Below are 16730 nucleotides of genomic sequence, written 5' to 3' on the forward strand. Positions count from 1 at the left end.
TAATCCCTATCTTTCCATTAGAATTTTCATACTTATTCGTTAACTTTAACATAAATGATTCAACAAATTCCACTAAGTAGGTTACAATAGGAGAGGATACATAATTAGTAGGGAGGCTTTACATATGAAAGATCCACGCATTGAAAAGTTAGCATACAATTTAATTAACTACTCTATTCGCTTACAAAAAGGCGAAAAAGTATTAATTGAAAACTTTGGCTTACAAAAAGAACTTGTAACTGCACTTGTTAAAGAAGCATATGCAGCTGGTGGTTTCCCATTCGTTTCTTTAAAAGATCATCAAGTAGATCGCTCTTTATTAATGGGTGCTACTGAAGAACACTTTGAACAAATCGCAGCCTATGAAGCAAGCGTAATGAAAGATATGGACGCTTATATCGGTCTTCGCTCTGGCGATAACATTAACGAACAAGCTGACGTGCCAAGTGAAAGAATGCAAATTCACGGTCAAACAGTTGGTAAGAAAGTTCATAGAGACATTCGCGTTCCAAAAACACGCTGGGTTGTTCTTCGCTACCCAAATGCTTCTATGGCACAGCTTGCGAAAATGAGCACAGAAGCTTTCGAAGACTTCTACTTCGAAGTATGTAACTTAGACTACGGTAAAATGGATAAGGCGATGGATAGCCTTGTTACATTAATGAATAAAACAGATAAAGTGCGCCTAACTGGACCTGGAACTGACTTAACATTCTCTATTAAAGACATTCCAGCAATTAAATGCTCAGGTCATTTAAACATTCCAGACGGTGAAGTATACTCTGCACCAGTTCGTGATTCTGTTAACGGTACAGTTTCTTACAACACGCCATCTCCTTACAACGGTTATACATTTGAAAATGTACAACTTAAGTTCGAGAACGGCCAAATCGTTGAAGCAACTGCAAACGATTCAGAACGCATTAACAAAATCTTCGATACAGACGAAGGCGCACGCTACGTTGGTGAGTTCGCAATTGGCGTAAACCCATACATCTTACATCCAATGGGAGACATCCTATTCGATGAAAAAATCGATGGCAGCTTCCACTTCACTCCTGGACAAGCTTACGACGATGCATGGAACGGTAACAACTCGAACATTCACTGGGATTTAGTATGCATCCAACGCCCTGAATACGGCGGCGGCGAAATTTACTTCGACGACGTACTAATCCGTAAAGACGGACGCTTCGTTGTACCTGAATTAGAAGCTTTAAATCCAGAGAACTTAAAATAATGAAAAACGCTCGGGATTTTTTCCGAGCGTTTTTTATCTTCACTCTATATTGAGCTACTTTTCTCACTTTTTGTTTGCTGGAAGTGAAAATAATACAAAAGCGCCACTGCAATAGTACCAATCAATATAGGAACATATAAAGGCAGATCCCATTTCATATATACTCTAGTGCAACCAACAAGTACAAATAATATTTCCAAGCAAAACAAAGGTTTTACATATTTTATTTCTTCCCTACCATTTCTATTTTCACATGTGGATTCTCTTTCTCAATAAGTGCCAAAAATTCAGTCATATGTTGCGGCATCGCAACCATATGTACTTTGTATGCATTCGTCGTAATTTCAAGGTAGTTTCCAACTTGACGAACAACTCTTATATCTTTTAATACAATATCATCATTTAAAATACCGTACTTTAATACACCATCTTCTACTTTATGCTTTTTAATAAATACTTCCCAAACGAGTGGTACATTAACAAGGAAGCATAAACTCATCCCAATTAACGCTGTCATCCACTGCTCTTTATTTGCGACAATCATGACGAGTGGATACACAAACATAAAAGCTAACGTGAGACAAACGAAAATGACTACTGACTTACTTCTTTGAATCGGAAAGTTCATACACGCACCCCCTAACCTAAATTATACCACTTTTTCCATTTTAGTTCATAAAAAAAGACCATTTCTACATGACCTTCTTAAACAATATATCTATAAAATTTCTTATCCACCTGCAACACTGGAAAACTTTTTGGCAACTCATCTATACTCACACTTTCAAAACCATTCTTTTCATAAAAGCGATGCGCCGCTAAAAATTTCACTGTCGTTCCTAAGTAAATATCCTTCAGCTTTTTATTCTCAGCCCACGAAATTGCTGTTTGGAGCAACTTATGTGATGCACCCCACTCTTTTCCCCGAAATTCTTTTTTTACGAACATTTTTCTTAACGCTACTTGATGATTCCCAATATCTAATAAAGCTACTGTTCCAACTACTTTACCATCATAAATTGCTACCCAAAAGTTGCCATGATTCCTTTGATAAAATGTTTCTATTTCAAGCAGGTCCGGCTGCTCTTCTTTCATAATGGGGACATTGTACTCTTTTTGCTGAATATGAACGATAAGATCTACTACTTCATCTTGAAACGTACTTTCATACGGAATAATGCGTATCTTCTCGTTCATCGAATCTCCTTCCACTCTGAAGCTAGTAAACTATATACTGCCACATCATGAAAATGATCGTATAACCATTCTTCATCTCTTAAAACACCATCTAACTTAAACCCTAAACGTTCTGGAATAGCGCGGCTTTTCACATTTTCAACACCGCATCTAATTTCCATTTTATTTAATTTTAAATTCTCAAATGCATAGTGAAGTACAGCCTTCACGCTACGCGTCATAATACCTTTCCCGCCAGCATCTTCTGCAAGATAATATCCAAGACTCGCCGCTTTCTTCCCCCAGCTCACTGGATGAATACCTACCATCCCAACGAGCTTTCCTTTATAACGTATACCACTTTCAAAACCGTCTCCCTCTGCAAACTTCTTTAACCACATCGGACAAATCTCATTATAAGCATCAGCAGATTTCGTCCCATCTACCCAAGGAAGCCATCTTCTTAAATGGTTACGGTTTTGATTTATTAATTGATATAGTTCCTCTTTATGATGTTTTTCTAGTAATTGTAGTTCGATTTCGTCATCTACTCGGAGTGTGAACATATTTTTTAGTCCCCTTTTTAGTTTTCTTATTATTCTAACATTTTTAGATGTAAAAAGTTAAATATTAACACTTTCTTTTGATTTTCTTTGTATAAAACCAGAAGAATACGATACTCCCGTAATAACTAATATCATTCCTACAGATTGTGCAGATGTTATATTGACTCCTTCAATAAAAGAAATAAGTATTGTAACAACAGGCACTAGATTAAAAAATAAAGATGTCCTTGCTGCACCAATTTGAGCAATTCCATTATTCCACCATAAGTAACCAAGCACACTCATTCCAATTGCCATAAAGAGAATCGCTCCCCATGCCAACAAAGGAATTTCTAAAACTGGTACTATACTTTTTTGTGTAGAAGATATGATAATAAAGGCAAGTGCACCAATAGTCATCGTATATGTCGTCGTTTGTATTGGATTACCAGTTTTAATAAACCTTCTGCCTAGCACACCGTATAACGCCCAGCAAATATTCCCTAATAAAATATAAAAATCCCCTTTTGAAAATGATAAATTTTGTAGTGCGGTAAACGAGCCTTGTGTAAGCACAAAAACAACACCAAGTAGTGCAAGTAACATTCCAATACCTTGGTGCTTCACTATTTTCTCTCGTAAAATGACACTTGCTAATAACGTTGTAACGAGCGGATTTGTTGCCATAATAAGTGCACCATTAATAGCTTCTGTATGTTTCATTCCTAAAAAGAAAAAGAAGTTAAAGCCGAATACACCAACAATACCTAACAAAAAGTAATAGACCCTATTCTGCATCCATACCTCTACCTCAAAATCTTTTCGTATTTTTAACAGACATAACATCACAAATGCAGCAATCCCAAAACGCCATGCCGCTATATGAATCGCTTCGAAATACTGCACCGCATATTTCGAAGCATTAAATGTCCCACCAGTAAATATTGCAAATCCTAATAACTGCGCATATACTTTATTTTTCATTGTCGGCCTCCAAGTCTTTTCCTTCTAGAAAACCGTAATAAACTTCTAACTTTTCTTCTGTTAGTTGGACAACCTTTTGCAATTGTTCTTGCTGTTCTTTTAACCTTTCTAAGTGATTTGTCAAAATTGAAATTCTCTTTTTTACTTTCGCTGGCACTTCCTCTTTCCTCTGCCTAATTTCCTCTATAATGCATCCATCACTTGCAAACTCAGCCATCTCTTCTAATGACATTCCAGTTTGTTTTAATGAACATAAAAATTTTAATAGGCGCACATCACCTTCTGTATATTGACGAATCCCGCTATTTCGCGTTGGTGGTGGTAATAATCCTAATTTCTCATAGTAACGCAAAGTATGAATACCCATCCCTGTTAATTCTGCTACTTCACCGATTTTATACATGTTTTCTCCCCCTTGTTTTTACATATTCATCTTACAACCTAGAGTTAGCTCTAGGTCAATACAGAAATAAAAATCCACTATATATGATTGATATCTAGATATGAATCATATATAGTTAAAGTATGGAAAAAAATGATAATTTTATAATTCAATTACGTAAAGGTGTTTTTGATCTCGCTATTTTGTCCTTAATAAGTAAACAACCTATGTACGGATACGAAATTACAAGTGCATTACAAGAAATCCCTGTATTTCATATCCCCAATGGCTCGATTTATCCTATATTAAATCGAATCACGAAAAACAAATGGGCTGTTTCCTATTGGGAAGAGTCTGGTGATGGCCCAAAAAGAAAATACTATCGCATTACAGACGAAGGGAGAGAAATTTTACATAGTCGCTTACATGATTATGATGCCGTGTATCAAGCTCTAATGTTACTAGCTAAAGGAGAAGATAAAAGATGAACAAAGAACAATTCTTTTCAAATGAACTCATAGCTTCTTTCTTACACGATTTTCACAAAGGTTTAATGAATTTACCTACATCAGCACGCGAACAACATGTGCTAGAAATTAAATCTGATTTATACGAAAATGCATTACGTAAAGAAAGTGAAGGGATACCATCAGCAAGCATCCCTTCACAAGTGATTGCAGAATTTCTTCCTCCAAAAGAACTAGCAAAGGAAATTGCAGTAGAATATACAGATGTGATTGAAAAAGCACAGCAATCTACGAATACATTTATTAAATACTTTACAGGATTTTCAATTGCTCCACTTGGCGCTCTATCAATACCGATTGTACTTGGTTTTATCAACATTTCAGCTTGCTTGCCATTTTTACTAGCCTTTATCGCGAGCAACATTTGGTTTATTTGTAGAGAAAATCATTGGAATACAAGTCAATTAAAGTTTTTAAAAACAGTTATTTCCTTTAGTACTAGCGTTTTAATTGCCCTTCCATTTGGATTTTTCGCGATTCGAATTATGATAACAAAACAATTCGATCTGTTTTCATTCTATTATTTAATTGGATATGTACTTTTTAGTTTACTATATATCGTTTTCTTAAAACAAAACTATAAAAAGAACAATACGCACCAACATATCAACGCTTTTTAACATATATCTAACACAACAAAAAAGACGCACAGCCACCGCTATGCGTCTTTTCTATTACTTCTCTGCAACTTGAACTTCTTTTACGTAAGCTGCTTCGAATTTTTGGATGTCTCCTGCGCCCATGAAAATGAGAACGCCGTTTTTATGTTTCTTTAATACATCCGTTGTTGTATCTGTAATTAATTCTGCACCGTCAATACGCTTTTGCAGATCTTCGATTGTTAATTCACCTTTGTTTTCGCGCGCTGATCCGAAAATATCACATAAGTATACTTGATCAGCTTTGCTTAGGCTTTCAGCGAACTCATCTAAGAACTTTTCTGTACGTGAGAATGTATGCGGCTGGAATACAGCGACAATTTCACGCTCTGGATGTTTTTGACGAGCGGCTTCAATCGTTGCATTAATTTCTGTCGGATGGTGTGCGTAGTCATCAATAATAACTTGCTCTCCCATCGGCTTCTCATTAAAGCGACGTTTTACGCCTTCAAAAGTTGTTAACTGATGCTTAACTGCTTCTACATCAACATTTTCATAATGGCAAAGCGCGATTACTGCTAATGCATTTAATACGCTGTGATTGCCGTATCCTGTAATTTTGAACGTGTCATAGTACGTATTACGAACGAATACATCGAAAATAGTACCATCTGTTCTCTTTTGAATGTTACGTGCTTGGAAATCATTATCTTCTCCAAATCCATAGAAAATAACAGGTACTTTCGCTTGAATTTTTTGAAGTTCTTCATCATCTCCACATGCAATAATGCCTTTTTTCACTTGCAATGCCATCTCTTGGAATGCACTGAATACATCATTGATATCTGTGAAATAATCTGGATGATCAAAATCAATGTTTGTCATAATCGCATAGTCTGGATTGTAAGACAAGAAATGACGACGATACTCACAAGCTTCAAATACAAAATACTTACTATTTTCTACCCCATGCCCTGTTCCATCTCCAATAAGGTAAGATGTAGGGTGTGCACCTTGCATTACATGGGCTAACAAACCAGTTGTTGATGTTTTTCCATGTGCACCAGTTACAGCAACACTTGTGTATTGGTTCATAAGGTCACCTAAGAAGTGATGGTAACGATGTACTGGGATGTTTAATTCTTTTGCTGCTACGATTTCTTCATGCGTATCAGGAAATGCATTTCCCGCAATAATCACTTGTCCTTCTTTTACATTACTTTTATCAAAAGGAAGAATCGAGATACTACGCTTTTCCAACGCTGTTTGTGTAAAGAAACGCTTTTCATAATCAGACCCTTGAACAGTATGCTTCATGTCATGAAGAATTTGCGCTAATGAACTCATTCCTGTTCCTTTAATTCCTACAAAATGGTAAACTGTCATCTTAAAGAACCTCCAACATTTCGAACTAATACAACGGCCTATCTATAAGACAGTATATGAATCTTTTCTTATTTTGGTAATCATCATACATTTTTGATGTAGTGAAGTTATTCTTCCCTTCACTTATCAGGATAAACTCGTACGTACTTCTTTTTTATGTCCATAACAAATCCATTATAGCAAAAAAAAAGCCGCTATACTATGATAACAGAAAAACTGATAGGGTCAATCACCTATCAGTTTTTCTCTCTCTTACATATCTTCTCTTTTTTCTAATTGAACACGTTCTAGACGTGGGTTTGGACGATATTTACGACCAGCTTTCGCCTCTGGTTTTCCATTTAATTCTACGTTATCACCAGTAAAGCCAATATTCATTTTCAATAAGCTACTTCCTACTCCGTATATATCAACAGGTACGTTTTGAGCTTCAAATTCACGAATACGTTTCTCATCAAATCCACCAGTTACAACGATGTCTACATGCTGGAATCCTTCTTCATCAAGTGCTTTACGAAGTGCGAATACAAGCGATGGGTTTACACCACGTGGATCGAATGTTCCAAGTACTTCTGGGTGGCGAATGAAGTATTGATCAATCATCGTGCGAGACGTATCTACACGTACACCTTTTAATGTTGATCCAAATTCACGTGCTACGCGAAGTGCATCTGTAATGACATCATTGTTGTAATCAATTAATACAACTAATTCATCTTCTGGGAATTTTTTATGATATGCTTTTGCCGCTTCCACAACATCACCATTAAACATTTGAATTAATGCGTGAGGCATTGTCCCCATACCACTTTTGCCCCACCATTCATTCATCGCATGCGTCGCTTGTGCGCTCATACCACCGATGTATGCTGCATAACCGTCACCAGCTTGTTGTGTATAATGATCATCACGGTCTCCCATGAAAATAACTGGTTTTTCTTTATCTACGCTACGCGCAGCTTGGACAACGTTATATACGTTTGTTGCAACCGATGTACGACGAGCTAAAATCCCATCAATAACACCTTCTAAAAATCCGAAATTTTCATAAGGACCATGAATTGTTAACACTGTTTCAAATGGACTAATTTTATCGCCATCTTTTAAAGAGTTAATCTCAAGTTCCTCAGGATTTTTAGCGAATGTTTGTAGCAATGCAATAACTTCATCTGTTCCGCAAAGAACTGCATTTTCCTTTTGGAAAAATTGCATCGTTACAACACTTTTCGGGCGAAATTCTTCGATGATTTCTCTAGTCTTTAAAAAGTAAACGGCAGAGAACCAACCTTCTCCAACGCGTTCGTCAAATTTAAATGTTTTATTTGTTAGTCTATTTATTTCACCTTTTAATTTTAATTCAATTTCTTTCATGTCGCTTTACTCCCTACTTTACTATCCAACATTTTCTCTTAGTATACAGCAAAACCGTTTACTATACATTTGTTTCCTGCATAGCGGCAAATTCATCCTCAGAAATAAGGACATCTCTTGGCTTCGTTCCTCTTGCTTCAGAAATAATTCCTTGCGATTCCATCTCTTCAATGAGACGTGCCGCGCGATTATAACCGATGCGGAATTTTCGCTGTACAGAAGATGTGGACGCTCCCCCTTGTTCTACAACAAATTGACATGCATCAAGGAACAATTCGTCTTCCGACTCAGCCTGTTCTGTTTTCGCTAATAAATCCTCTTGCTTAAATAAGTAATTCGGCTTCATTTGCTTTTTCACATGATCAACTGTCTTTTCAATCTCATCATCCGATACATATACACCTTGTACACGAACTGGCTTAGACGTACCGTTCCCTAAGAATAACATATCACCACGGCCAAGTAATTTCTCCGCGCCCCCAATATCAATAATCGTACGCGAATCAACTTGAGATGATACAGTAAACGCAATACGCGTTGGAATGTTCGACTTAATTAAACCTGTAATAACATCTACAGATGGACGCTGCGTCGCTACTAATAAATGAATACCACAAGCACGTGCTTTTTGCGCAATACGACAAATCGCTTCCTCAACATCACCAGGTGCTACCATCATTAAGTCGGCTAGCTCGTCAATGACAATAACGATATAAGGTAATGTCTCTCCCGGAATTTCTCGCTCACTTACAATCGTATTGTAACGAGTTAAATCACGAGCTCCTGCGTGCGCAAATAATTCATAACGGCGCTCCATTTCTTCAACTGCCCATTTTAATGCAGCTGTCGCTGCTTTTACATCCGTAATAACAGGTGCTACAAGATGTGGAACAGAATTGTATGGTGCAAGCTCAACCATCTTCGGATCGATTAACATTAACTTCACTTCATGTGGTTTCGCTTTATATAAAATGCTCGTTAAAATGGCGTTAATACACACACTTTTACCTGAACCTGTTGCACCTGCAATAAGTCCGTGTGGCATTTTTCGAATATCCGTTACAATTGGATCACCTGAAATATCAAGTCCAAGCGCAACCGTAAGCGGTGATTCACTCTTTGTAAACACAGGACTTCTTAAAATTTCACGAAGAAATACTGGCTTACTTTCTTTATTGGGAACTTCGATTCCAATCGCACTCTTCCCTGGAATCGGCGCTTCAATACGAATATCTTTCGCAGCTAAACTTAGCTTAATATCATCACTTAAGTTTGTAATTTTATTTACTTTTACACCTGGGTCTGGCTGTACTTCAAAACGAGTTACTGCTGGACCTTGCGATACATTAATAACATGTGCGCCAACGTGGAAATTATTAAACGTTGTATCTAATAATTCTTTCTGTTCTTCCAACCATTCCGTATTATCTAACGCTGCTTGCTGCGGAATCGATAGTAATGTTAATGATGGAATCGTATACGTCGGTGGCGTTTGCAATACATTGCGCACATCATTCTCTCTTTGATTTACAACATATGCTTTCTCTTCTACTTCCGTACTTGAAATTGGCTTTTGTACTTGCTCTGCCACTACTTGTTGTACTGGCTGCACTTGTGGCTCCACTACTTGCTGCATTGGCTTTTCTTCCACTTGTGGTTCCACTACTACTTGTTGCATTGGTCTTTCTTCCACTTGCGGTTCTACCACTACTTGCTGCATTGGTTTTTCTTCCACTTGTGGTTCTACCACTACTTGCTGCATTGGTTTTTCTTCCACTTGTGGCTGTTCTTCTACTTGATGTACAGGCTTATTCTCTACTCGTTCACTCATAGAAGGTTGCATTGCATTCGTTCTAGACGCATGTCTTTCCATTAATCGCGCTCTATCTTGTTTCAACATAACAACATTAAATGGTACGTGACGCTTTTTCTCACGTTTTGGTTCTTCTTTTTGTACAACTGGTTGTTCTTCTACAATCGGTGCTTCTTCTACAACTGATTGTTCTTCTGCGACCGGTGTTTCTTCTACAACTAATTGTTCTTCTGCGACCGGTGTTTCTTCTACAACTGGTTGTTCTTCTGCGACCGGTGCTTCCTCTACAACTGGCTGCTCTTCTACAATCGGTGTTTCTTCTGCAACTGGTTGTTCTTCTACAATCGGTGTTTCTTCTACAACTAATTGTTCTTCTGTAATTAAAACATCCGCAAAGCTTTGAACATCTTTTTTCGTTTGTTCATCAGCCTCAGCAACATGTATGAATTCATTCTTTTGTTCAATTGCTTCATTTAACACCATTTCTTGCTGCGTTTCCTCAAGTACTACAGGTTCCACTTCTTCTGACTCTTCTGTTTCTGCAATTACTTCTACTTCTTTTCGCTCTTCCGCTTCCTCAATTGCTTCTACTTCTTCTTGCTCTTCCACTTCCTCAATTGCTTCTACTTCTTCTTGCTCTTCCGCTTCCTCAATTGCTTCTACTTCTTCTTGCTCTTCCGCTTCCTCAATTGCTTCTACTTCTTCTTGCTCTTCTGTTTCCGCAATTACTTCCACTTCTTCTAGTGCTTCTGTTTCCGCAATTACTTCCACTTCTTTTTGCTCTTCTGTTTCCGCAATTACTTCTACTTCTTCTGACTCTTCTGTTTCTGCAATTACTTCCACTTCTTCTGACTCTTCTGTTTCTGCAATTACTTCCACTTCTTCTGACTCTTCTGTTTCCGCAATTACTTCCACTTCTTCTGACTCTTCTGTTTCTGCAATTACTTCTACTTCTTCTAACTCTTCTGTTTCCGCAATTACTTCCACTTCTTCTGGTATTTCTACAACAATTGTTTCTTCAAGTTTTTCTTCTGCTTTGACAATCACTGATTCTTCTGGTGCTTGTTTTTCTACTTCAATAGTAGGTTGTTCTATTTCTGTACTACGTTTAATTTCTTCTGATAATATTGTATCCTCGTGCTCTACTTTAGAATCTACTAATTCCTCTTGTAGAATGTTTTTGTCCACTACATCACTTTCTTGCTTCGCACCTTCCATGCGCTCAGCAATTGTTTCATGAAGTAATTCAGCCGCTGGAACTTCCTGCGGTGCACTCATTTCTTGAACCACTTCTTTTTCTTCCACTATAGGCTCTTGGCGTTCGATTTCATAACCGTTTTTCTCTAGCCATTGATCAACAACTGACTTTTCTTCCTTTTTACTCTCTTCATATTGTTGCTCTCCTTGCTCGTTAGCAGCTCTATGACTAGAAGAAGTCGGTGCTTGTCCTTCTGAGAAATCAGATAATGTATATCCTTTTTTCTCTAACCATGCATCAACGACTGATTTGCCCTCTACAGATATTTCAAGGTCTTCTCTTTCCTTTACTTCCTCCTGCTTTTCTTCCTTTTTCTCTACTGAAGGACGGTTATATCCGTAAATTGGCGAAATCATTTCTGTTGGACGAAATGGTCTACGGTTACTTTCTTGCGCTGGTGTAGATGCTTTCTTTACGACAGGCTCTCGCTCCGGTTCATATTGTATTTCCGGCTCTTCATATGTAGAAACTACCTTCTCCACATACTGTCGTCTGCTTCTTTCCACTTTGATTCCTCTTTGAATAGGCTGATTCTCATATGTTACAGCTTGAACAGGTTGTTCTTCAAAACGCCCTGTTTCTATAACATCCTCTTCATCGAACCCATTATCCGGTACTAATGGAAAACGGCATTTACCTGCATTCCTACTTGCCATTTGTGCTTCTCTTGCTTCAGTGTAGTGGTTTACACGAGGAATTTTCGGCTGACTTTCAACTTGCTTTTGTACTTCTTTATTCATCGCTGTTTGTTCTTCCTCTTTGTTAAACAGCTTTTTCATCCAATCTAACATGCTTACCACTCTTTCTACTAAATAGTAACATCCTTTATTGTATCAGCATTCGGCAAAAAGTGCAGGTAAAATTAAGCATGTCATATTTATCCATAATATTCTAATTTACGAGTGTTTTCATATAGAAAAACGCATTCTTACATGTAAGAATGCGTTCAAGCTTTACTCTTCCGATACTCATCTACACTATCCGTTACACTTTGCACCGGTCTCAAAGTTTTTTATAATTGTTTTATAATCTCATCTATATTTCCAATATGAACGGGTTGCCACAATTCTGTACCACGCTCTGCCGTATACACTGGATACGCATCATCATCGATATTCACGAAAACTGGGTCTCCCATATCTGTTTCATATCCAATAACAATCCATTCATCTTTCCATTTTCCGTGTTCTTTACTTATTAATGAATTTTTATGTTTATCATATCGATAACCAATTTGTCCTTTTTCTAATTCATTTTCACTAAACAAATATATCTCATAAGTACCTAACTCGATATCTTGCTGTTTTGAAGTTTCAATTCGTTTCAGAAGTTCTGCGATTTTTAGTTGTTGTTTCATACGTCTATCCCCTTCTATTTTTCTAAATTTTAACTATTTTGTTTATAAAACACAATATAGATTTTAAGAAAAAAGGTGACATCCTTATGAATATGAACGATTTTCTACATATATCTATCACAACTCACAATATATCAAAGATTCAATAGAAAAGAGAGGCTGCCCAAAAGGACAACCTCTCTTTTCCTATATCAATTAAAATTTAAACTCTTGTCCAACTTCAAAGCTATCTTCTAATACAAGAATACCTTTTTCTTGTGGAGCATCTGGAAGCTCTAATTCACGTGCTGAACAAATCATTCCAGCAGAAGGAACTCCGCGAAGCTCAGCTGGCTTGATTAACATACCGCTTGGCATTACAGCGCCGATTTTTGCAACGACAACTTTTTGTCCTGCATCAACGTTTGGTGCGCCACATACGATTTGTAATGTTTCTGTACCGATTTCTACTTTACAGATGCTTAGCTTATCGGCATTTGGGTGTTTCTCTTTTTCAGCTACATAGCCTACAACAAATTTCGGAGAAAGATCTGCTTCTACTGTTTCTTCAAAGCCGTTCTTCGCTAAAATTTCGTTAATTTTTTCTACAAGTTCTTTCGTTAATGTAAGGTTACCTGTTTCTTTTACTTCTAAGTAAGAAGATGCATTAAAGATGTTGAATCCTGCTGTTTCGTTGCTTTCACGGTCATATACGCGTGCAACATCTCCTTTGCGATCAAAAGTACGGTTCTCTAAAGTAATATCTTGTAAGGCAACAATTAGAGTGTCACCAATTCCTTCAAGGTTGTAAAAAACGTTCACTTCGTTCATCCTTTCTCTTTTCCATCTGTCTTCTTCCGATTCTTCGCTAAAATGAAGATTGGTTCAAAGTCCCCATCTTCATATACGAATGAAAGTGCTGTAATCGGAACATGCCCTTCGGCAAAAAATTTCATTGTCATTTGTGCAATAATATCATAACCGATTTCGTTGACGATATCAGCAATAATTAATACATCTTGGTGAGGAACAGCAACAACCATGTCACCAGAAATCTTTTCACGCATCGATTGTAGTAACGATTCGTTTAAAATACGAGTGGCATCATACCCATCATTTGTGTTTAAAAAGTAGAATGTATTACCTGCTACTGTGTCTTGTTTAAATTCATAACCTAATGAGCGAGCGTTGAATAATGCCATTTCACGTACTTGTTGCTCTGTAAGCCCTAATTTTTGTAATAAACGCTCGTCAATGAGACGATATGTTTTATTCGAATCTAGCGCATAGTAAATACGTGTTTCCGCCGTATGATCCGTCATAATAAACGGATTTCCTTCTTCTGCTTGTTTCGGGAAAGAAGTAGAGCGAATAACAGGTAAAATTTTCGCCGCGCTATTTTCTTCCTTATGCATCGCAATTAACGCTTCTTGTACGTAGTAGGCAACCTCTTCAATCGCCTTTTCTTTATTCACTTCCCATTTTGCTACAACTCCTGGAAGCGATACGTTAATACCTTTTTTTGAGTCTTTCTGTTCTATACGTAGAACTTCTTTCTCACTATCATACTGAAAGTCCCATTCCGGGCGAGATAATCTCTTCATTAACTCGTCTTTCATCTTTTTACTTGTCATCTTCATCTCTTTTTCCTCCCTTCCAAAAAAATAACCTCCCCCGCGAAGGTAGAGGTTGTTTTACAATTCAATTGGCAAATTGCCTTATTTTAAACCTTCAATGAACTCTTCGATTTGTTCTTGTGTTTTACGATCTTTGTTTACATAGCGACCTGTTTCTTCACCTTTATTGTACGCTACAAAGCTCGGAATGCCAAATACGTCTAATTTTACGCATAGATCAATAAACTCATCACGATCTACGTAGTAAAATGAGAAATCACTATATTTCTCTTCTACTTCTGGCATAAATGGATCTACGAAGCGGCAGTCTGGACACCATTCTGCTGAGAACATAAAGATTACATTCTCTTCATTTTTTAACTCTTGGAATTGCTCCATGCTTTCTAATGATTTCATCTATATTTCCTCCTCTAACGAGTGCATTTTTTCATGTTATAATCTTTCCTTTATACTACCATACATCGCGCACGGTGCAAGGTTTATGCTTGCTTTTCATCATACTTATATTGCCCAACAAGTAACTTAACAACGTGTACAAATAATTCCGTACGGTCCACATAATCATCCGTAAAAATACCGATAGCACCTTCATGACTACGAATATCTTTTCTCTGTACAAACTCTTCCATCACTTCACTTAACTCCTTGCCCTCTTCAAGAGGTGCTAAAAAATCATCCGGTAACGTAATACGCGCCCCGCCGGCAACGAATGTTTTACCATCACTTGTTGCTAGTGCGCCCCAATTACACATAAATAAACCGTACTCCGTTTTCATCACGCCGCCTTCTAGTCCAATGCCAATTTGAGCTTCCCCTTCCTCTAGCGCTCGCTTCGCTCTATTGATCGCTCCTTGCATCGTCTCTTCATCTGAAAACGGTTGTGCTGCTACTCCTGAAGGAACAGAAAGAGATGTAATTTCGGCATCTTTCCAAACCTTCTCCACAGCTCCAACCTTCGTTTTATTCTTCGATCCAACTACTACTTTCATTTCATTCACCTCTATAAAAATTTATCATTTTCCCTTAATCAAATTGTTCTTTATACACGGGAGCACGGCCACCACACATCGCTTGTTTGTCTCTTCACTCTGAAAAAGAAGAGTTTTTCTCACAACATTGCGGACCTCGAACTCAAAAGCAACCTTACTCTCACTTCCTACCCGGGGTTTTAATCCCCGTACGAGAATCAATTAAGCACTGACCGCTACCATATATCGCTCGAGCATCTATTCAATCTAAAAAAAGAAGGGTTTTTCGCCCTTCTTCTCTACGCGTTATTCTTAATTGTCTCTAACGTCGTTTTATCTGTTGCTCTTACAAGCTTCGTAATTAGTTCTTTCGCTGCTGCATAGTCATCAACATGTAAAATAGAAGCATGTGTATGAATGTAGCGTACGCAAACACCAATTACTGCTGATGGGATACCTGAGTTACTTGTATGTACACGGCCCGCATCTGTACCACCTTGTGAAATAAAGTATTGGTACGGAATGTTGTGTGTTTCTGCTGTATCTAAAATGAATTCGCGCATTCCTCTATGCGTTACCATCGTACGGTCATAAATACGAAGAAGAGCACCTTTTCCTAATTGACCGAACTGTGTTTTGTCACCAGATGCATCGTTAGCTGGGCTTGCATCAAGCGCATAGAAAATATCTGGTTGAATCATATTTGCAGCAGTTTGAGCACCGCGAAGACCAACTTCTTCTTGTACAGTCGCACCAGAGTACAATGTGTTTGGTAATGTTTCGTCTTTTAATTCTTTTAGTAATTCGATTGCAAGGCCACATCCATAACGGTTGTCCCAAGCTTTCGCCATAATTTTCTTTTCGTTTGCCATCGGCGTAAACGGGCAGATTGGCACGATTTGTTGTCCTGGTTTTACACCAATCTCAATCGCATCTTCATAGCTATCTGCGCCTATATCAATTAACATATTTTTTATATCCATCGGTTTTGCACGTTGCGCGTCACTTAATAAATGAGGAGGAATAGAACCAACAACCCCAATAACAGGGCCATTCTTCGTCATAACTTGAACGCGCTGAGCTAATAGTACTTGGCTCCACCAGCCGCCTAACGGTTGAAAACAAAGCATTCCGTTTTTCGTAATTTGCGTAATCATGAAACCTACTTCATCCATATGACCTGCTACAAGAACACGCGGGCCAGTTTCGTCCCCTTTTTTCAGACCAAATACGCTACCTAAACCGTCTTGTACAATTTCATCTGCATATTTGCTTAATTCTTGCTTCATAAAACGGCGTACATCATGTTCGAAACCTGATGCACCTTGTAATTCTGTTAACGTACGAAATAATTGTAATGTCTCTTTATTCACGAAGTCCCCTTCTTTCAAACCTTAGTAGAATACCTCTTTTATTGTAACGAAATTTTCGAAATGTTTCTAGTTTCTTCTTTTTTAGCTGTATTTGCTTTATAATTATTATCGGTACACTATTTTTATTTTATAGAA

General features: G+C 37.6%; 18 protein-coding genes. 3 read left to right on the forward strand and 15 right to left on the reverse strand.

Annotated elements, in window-relative coordinates:
* The first annotated feature begins 124 nt into the window (after positions 1 to 124).
* The gene (locus tag PDQ33_RS06385) at positions 125 to 1240 is read left to right on the forward strand and encodes an aminopeptidase (RefSeq protein WP_000654735.1); all 1116 of its coding nucleotides are present in this window, start codon (positions 125 to 127) and stop codon (positions 1238 to 1240) included.
* 44 nt (positions 1241 to 1284) lie between these two features.
* Here PDQ33_RS06385 and PDQ33_RS06390 read toward each other — a convergent pair whose 3' ends face one another.
* From PDQ33_RS06390 to PDQ33_RS06415, 6 genes are all read right to left on the reverse strand, one after another.
* Positions 1285 to 1467 (reverse strand): hypothetical protein, encoded by a 183-nt coding sequence (locus PDQ33_RS06390; protein WP_000878351.1) that lies wholly within the window; start codon positions 1465 to 1467, stop codon positions 1285 to 1287.
* Positions 1464 to 1868, reverse strand: a complete 405-nt coding sequence (locus PDQ33_RS06395) for a PH domain-containing protein (protein WP_061132038.1) — start codon at positions 1866 to 1868, stop codon at positions 1464 to 1466. Before PDQ33_RS06395 ends, PDQ33_RS06390 begins: the two co-directional genes overlap by 4 nt.
* Before the next feature lie 77 nt (positions 1869 to 1945).
* Positions 1946 to 2437, reverse strand: coding sequence for a GNAT family N-acetyltransferase (locus PDQ33_RS06400; RefSeq protein WP_061132037.1), 492 nt, complete (start codon positions 2435 to 2437; stop codon positions 1946 to 1948).
* Positions 2434 to 2982 carry a GNAT family N-acetyltransferase gene (locus PDQ33_RS06405; RefSeq protein ID WP_000494674.1) on the reverse strand — a complete coding sequence of 183 codons (549 nt, stop codon included), beginning with the start codon at positions 2980 to 2982 and terminating at the stop codon, positions 2434 to 2436. The genes PDQ33_RS06400 and PDQ33_RS06405 overlap by 4 nt, the downstream gene beginning before the upstream one ends.
* Positions 2983 to 3039: 57 nt before the next feature.
* Complete coding sequence (locus PDQ33_RS06410; protein ID WP_000792459.1) at positions 3040 to 3945, reverse strand: DMT family transporter; 906 nt, start codon at positions 3943 to 3945, stop codon at positions 3040 to 3042.
* A complete protein-coding gene (locus PDQ33_RS06415; RefSeq protein ID WP_000276593.1) occupies positions 3935 to 4348 on the reverse strand; it encodes a MerR family transcriptional regulator in 414 nt (137 codons plus the stop codon). Before PDQ33_RS06415 ends, PDQ33_RS06410 begins: the two co-directional genes overlap by 11 nt.
* Positions 4349 to 4470: 122 nt before the next feature.
* Here PDQ33_RS06415 and PDQ33_RS06420 point away from each other — a divergent pair, with 122 nt between their 5' ends.
* Together PDQ33_RS06420 and PDQ33_RS06425 are read left to right on the forward strand one after the other, a co-directional pair.
* Positions 4471 to 4815 (forward strand): PadR family transcriptional regulator, encoded by a 345-nt coding sequence (locus PDQ33_RS06420; RefSeq protein WP_000414141.1) that lies wholly within the window; start codon positions 4471 to 4473, stop codon positions 4813 to 4815.
* Positions 4812 to 5474: a hypothetical protein gene (locus PDQ33_RS06425; RefSeq protein ID WP_061132035.1), complete on the forward strand. Its 663-nt coding sequence runs from the start codon at positions 4812 to 4814 to the stop codon at positions 5472 to 5474. Before PDQ33_RS06420 ends, PDQ33_RS06425 begins: the two co-directional genes overlap by 4 nt.
* Before the next feature lie 54 nt (positions 5475 to 5528).
* On the opposite strand, the gene murC is transcribed toward PDQ33_RS06425, so the two are convergent.
* From murC to PDQ33_RS06470, 9 genes are all read right to left on the reverse strand, one after another.
* Entirely contained in the window at positions 5529 to 6839 is a 1311-nt protein-coding gene (gene murC / locus PDQ33_RS06430; protein ID WP_000219470.1) for a UDP-N-acetylmuramate--L-alanine ligase, read from the reverse strand.
* Between the two features lie 252 nt (positions 6840 to 7091).
* The gene (locus PDQ33_RS06435) at positions 7092 to 8210 is read right to left on the reverse strand and encodes a nicotinate phosphoribosyltransferase (protein WP_000658369.1); all 1119 of its coding nucleotides are present in this window, start codon (positions 8208 to 8210) and stop codon (positions 7092 to 7094) included.
* A gap of 61 nt (positions 8211 to 8271) precedes the next feature.
* Positions 8272 to 12072, reverse strand: coding sequence for a DNA translocase FtsK (locus PDQ33_RS06440; RefSeq protein WP_270755082.1), 3801 nt, complete (start codon positions 12070 to 12072; stop codon positions 8272 to 8274).
* A gap of 221 nt (positions 12073 to 12293) precedes the next feature.
* Positions 12294 to 12638, reverse strand: a complete 345-nt coding sequence (locus PDQ33_RS06445; RefSeq protein ID WP_000813288.1) for a hypothetical protein — start codon at positions 12636 to 12638, stop codon at positions 12294 to 12296.
* A gap of 195 nt (positions 12639 to 12833) precedes the next feature.
* Positions 12834 to 13448, reverse strand: a complete 615-nt coding sequence (ytpR, locus tag PDQ33_RS06450; RefSeq protein WP_270755080.1) for a YtpR family tRNA-binding protein — start codon at positions 13446 to 13448, stop codon at positions 12834 to 12836.
* On the reverse strand, positions 13445 to 14257 hold the full coding sequence (locus PDQ33_RS06455; protein ID WP_270755077.1) for a DUF1444 domain-containing protein: 813 nt from the start codon (positions 14255 to 14257) through the stop codon (positions 13445 to 13447). The genes ytpR and PDQ33_RS06455 overlap by 4 nt, the downstream gene beginning before the upstream one ends.
* Before the next feature lie 78 nt (positions 14258 to 14335).
* Complete coding sequence (locus PDQ33_RS06460) at positions 14336 to 14650, reverse strand: thioredoxin family protein (RefSeq protein WP_000838188.1); 315 nt, start codon at positions 14648 to 14650, stop codon at positions 14336 to 14338.
* Positions 14651 to 14733: 83 nt separating this feature from the next.
* Complete coding sequence (locus PDQ33_RS06465; protein ID WP_000869929.1) at positions 14734 to 15243, reverse strand: DUF84 family protein; 510 nt, start codon at positions 15241 to 15243, stop codon at positions 14734 to 14736.
* 278 nt (positions 15244 to 15521) lie between these two features.
* Positions 15522 to 16595: a M42 family metallopeptidase gene (locus PDQ33_RS06470; RefSeq protein ID WP_270755074.1), complete on the reverse strand. Its 1074-nt coding sequence runs from the start codon at positions 16593 to 16595 to the stop codon at positions 15522 to 15524.
* Positions 16596 to 16730: the final 135 nt, after the last annotated feature.

Source organism: Bacillus cereus group sp. Bc031 (genome assembly GCF_027716265.1).
Classification (GTDB): domain Bacteria; phylum Bacillota; class Bacilli; order Bacillales; family Bacillaceae_G; genus Bacillus_A; species Bacillus_A paranthracis.

Coding starts and splice junctions, on each gene's coding strand:
- PDQ33_RS06385 (WP_000654735.1), top strand. CDS start 125: ATGAAAGATCCACGCATTGAAAAGTTAGCATACAATTTAATTAACTAC.
- PDQ33_RS06395 (WP_061132038.1), bottom strand. CDS start 1,868: ATGAACTTTCCGATTCAAAGAAGTAAGTCAGTAGTCATTTTCGTTTGT.
- PDQ33_RS06400 (WP_061132037.1), bottom strand. CDS start 2,437: ATGAACGAGAAGATACGCATTATTCCGTATGAAAGTACGTTTCAAGAT.
- PDQ33_RS06405 (WP_000494674.1), bottom strand. CDS start 2,982: ATGTTCACACTCCGAGTAGATGACGAAATCGAACTACAATTACTAGAA.
- PDQ33_RS06410 (WP_000792459.1), bottom strand. CDS start 3,945: ATGAAAAATAAAGTATATGCGCAGTTATTAGGATTTGCAATATTTACT.
- PDQ33_RS06415 (WP_000276593.1), bottom strand. CDS start 4,348: ATGTATAAAATCGGTGAAGTAGCAGAATTAACAGGGATGGGTATTCAT.
- PDQ33_RS06420 (WP_000414141.1), top strand. CDS start 4,471: ATGGAAAAAAATGATAATTTTATAATTCAATTACGTAAAGGTGTTTTT.
- PDQ33_RS06425 (WP_061132035.1), top strand. CDS start 4,812: ATGAACAAAGAACAATTCTTTTCAAATGAACTCATAGCTTCTTTCTTA.
- murC (WP_000219470.1), bottom strand. CDS start 6,839: ATGACAGTTTACCATTTTGTAGGAATTAAAGGAACAGGAATGAGTTCA.
- PDQ33_RS06435 (WP_000658369.1), bottom strand. CDS start 8,210: ATGAAAGAAATTGAATTAAAATTAAAAGGTGAAATAAATAGACTAACA.
- PDQ33_RS06440 (WP_270755082.1), bottom strand. CDS start 12,072: ATGTTAGATTGGATGAAAAAGCTGTTTAACAAAGAGGAAGAACAAACA.
- PDQ33_RS06445 (WP_000813288.1), bottom strand. CDS start 12,638: ATGAAACAACAACTAAAAATCGCAGAACTTCTGAAACGAATTGAAACT.
- ytpR (WP_270755080.1), bottom strand. CDS start 13,448: ATGAACGAAGTGAACGTTTTTTACAACCTTGAAGGAATTGGTGACACT.
- PDQ33_RS06455 (WP_270755077.1), bottom strand. CDS start 14,257: ATGAAGATGACAAGTAAAAAGATGAAAGACGAGTTAATGAAGAGATTA.
- PDQ33_RS06460 (WP_000838188.1), bottom strand. CDS start 14,650: ATGAAATCATTAGAAAGCATGGAGCAATTCCAAGAGTTAAAAAATGAA.
- PDQ33_RS06465 (WP_000869929.1), bottom strand. CDS start 15,243: ATGAAAGTAGTAGTTGGATCGAAGAATAAAACGAAGGTTGGAGCTGTG.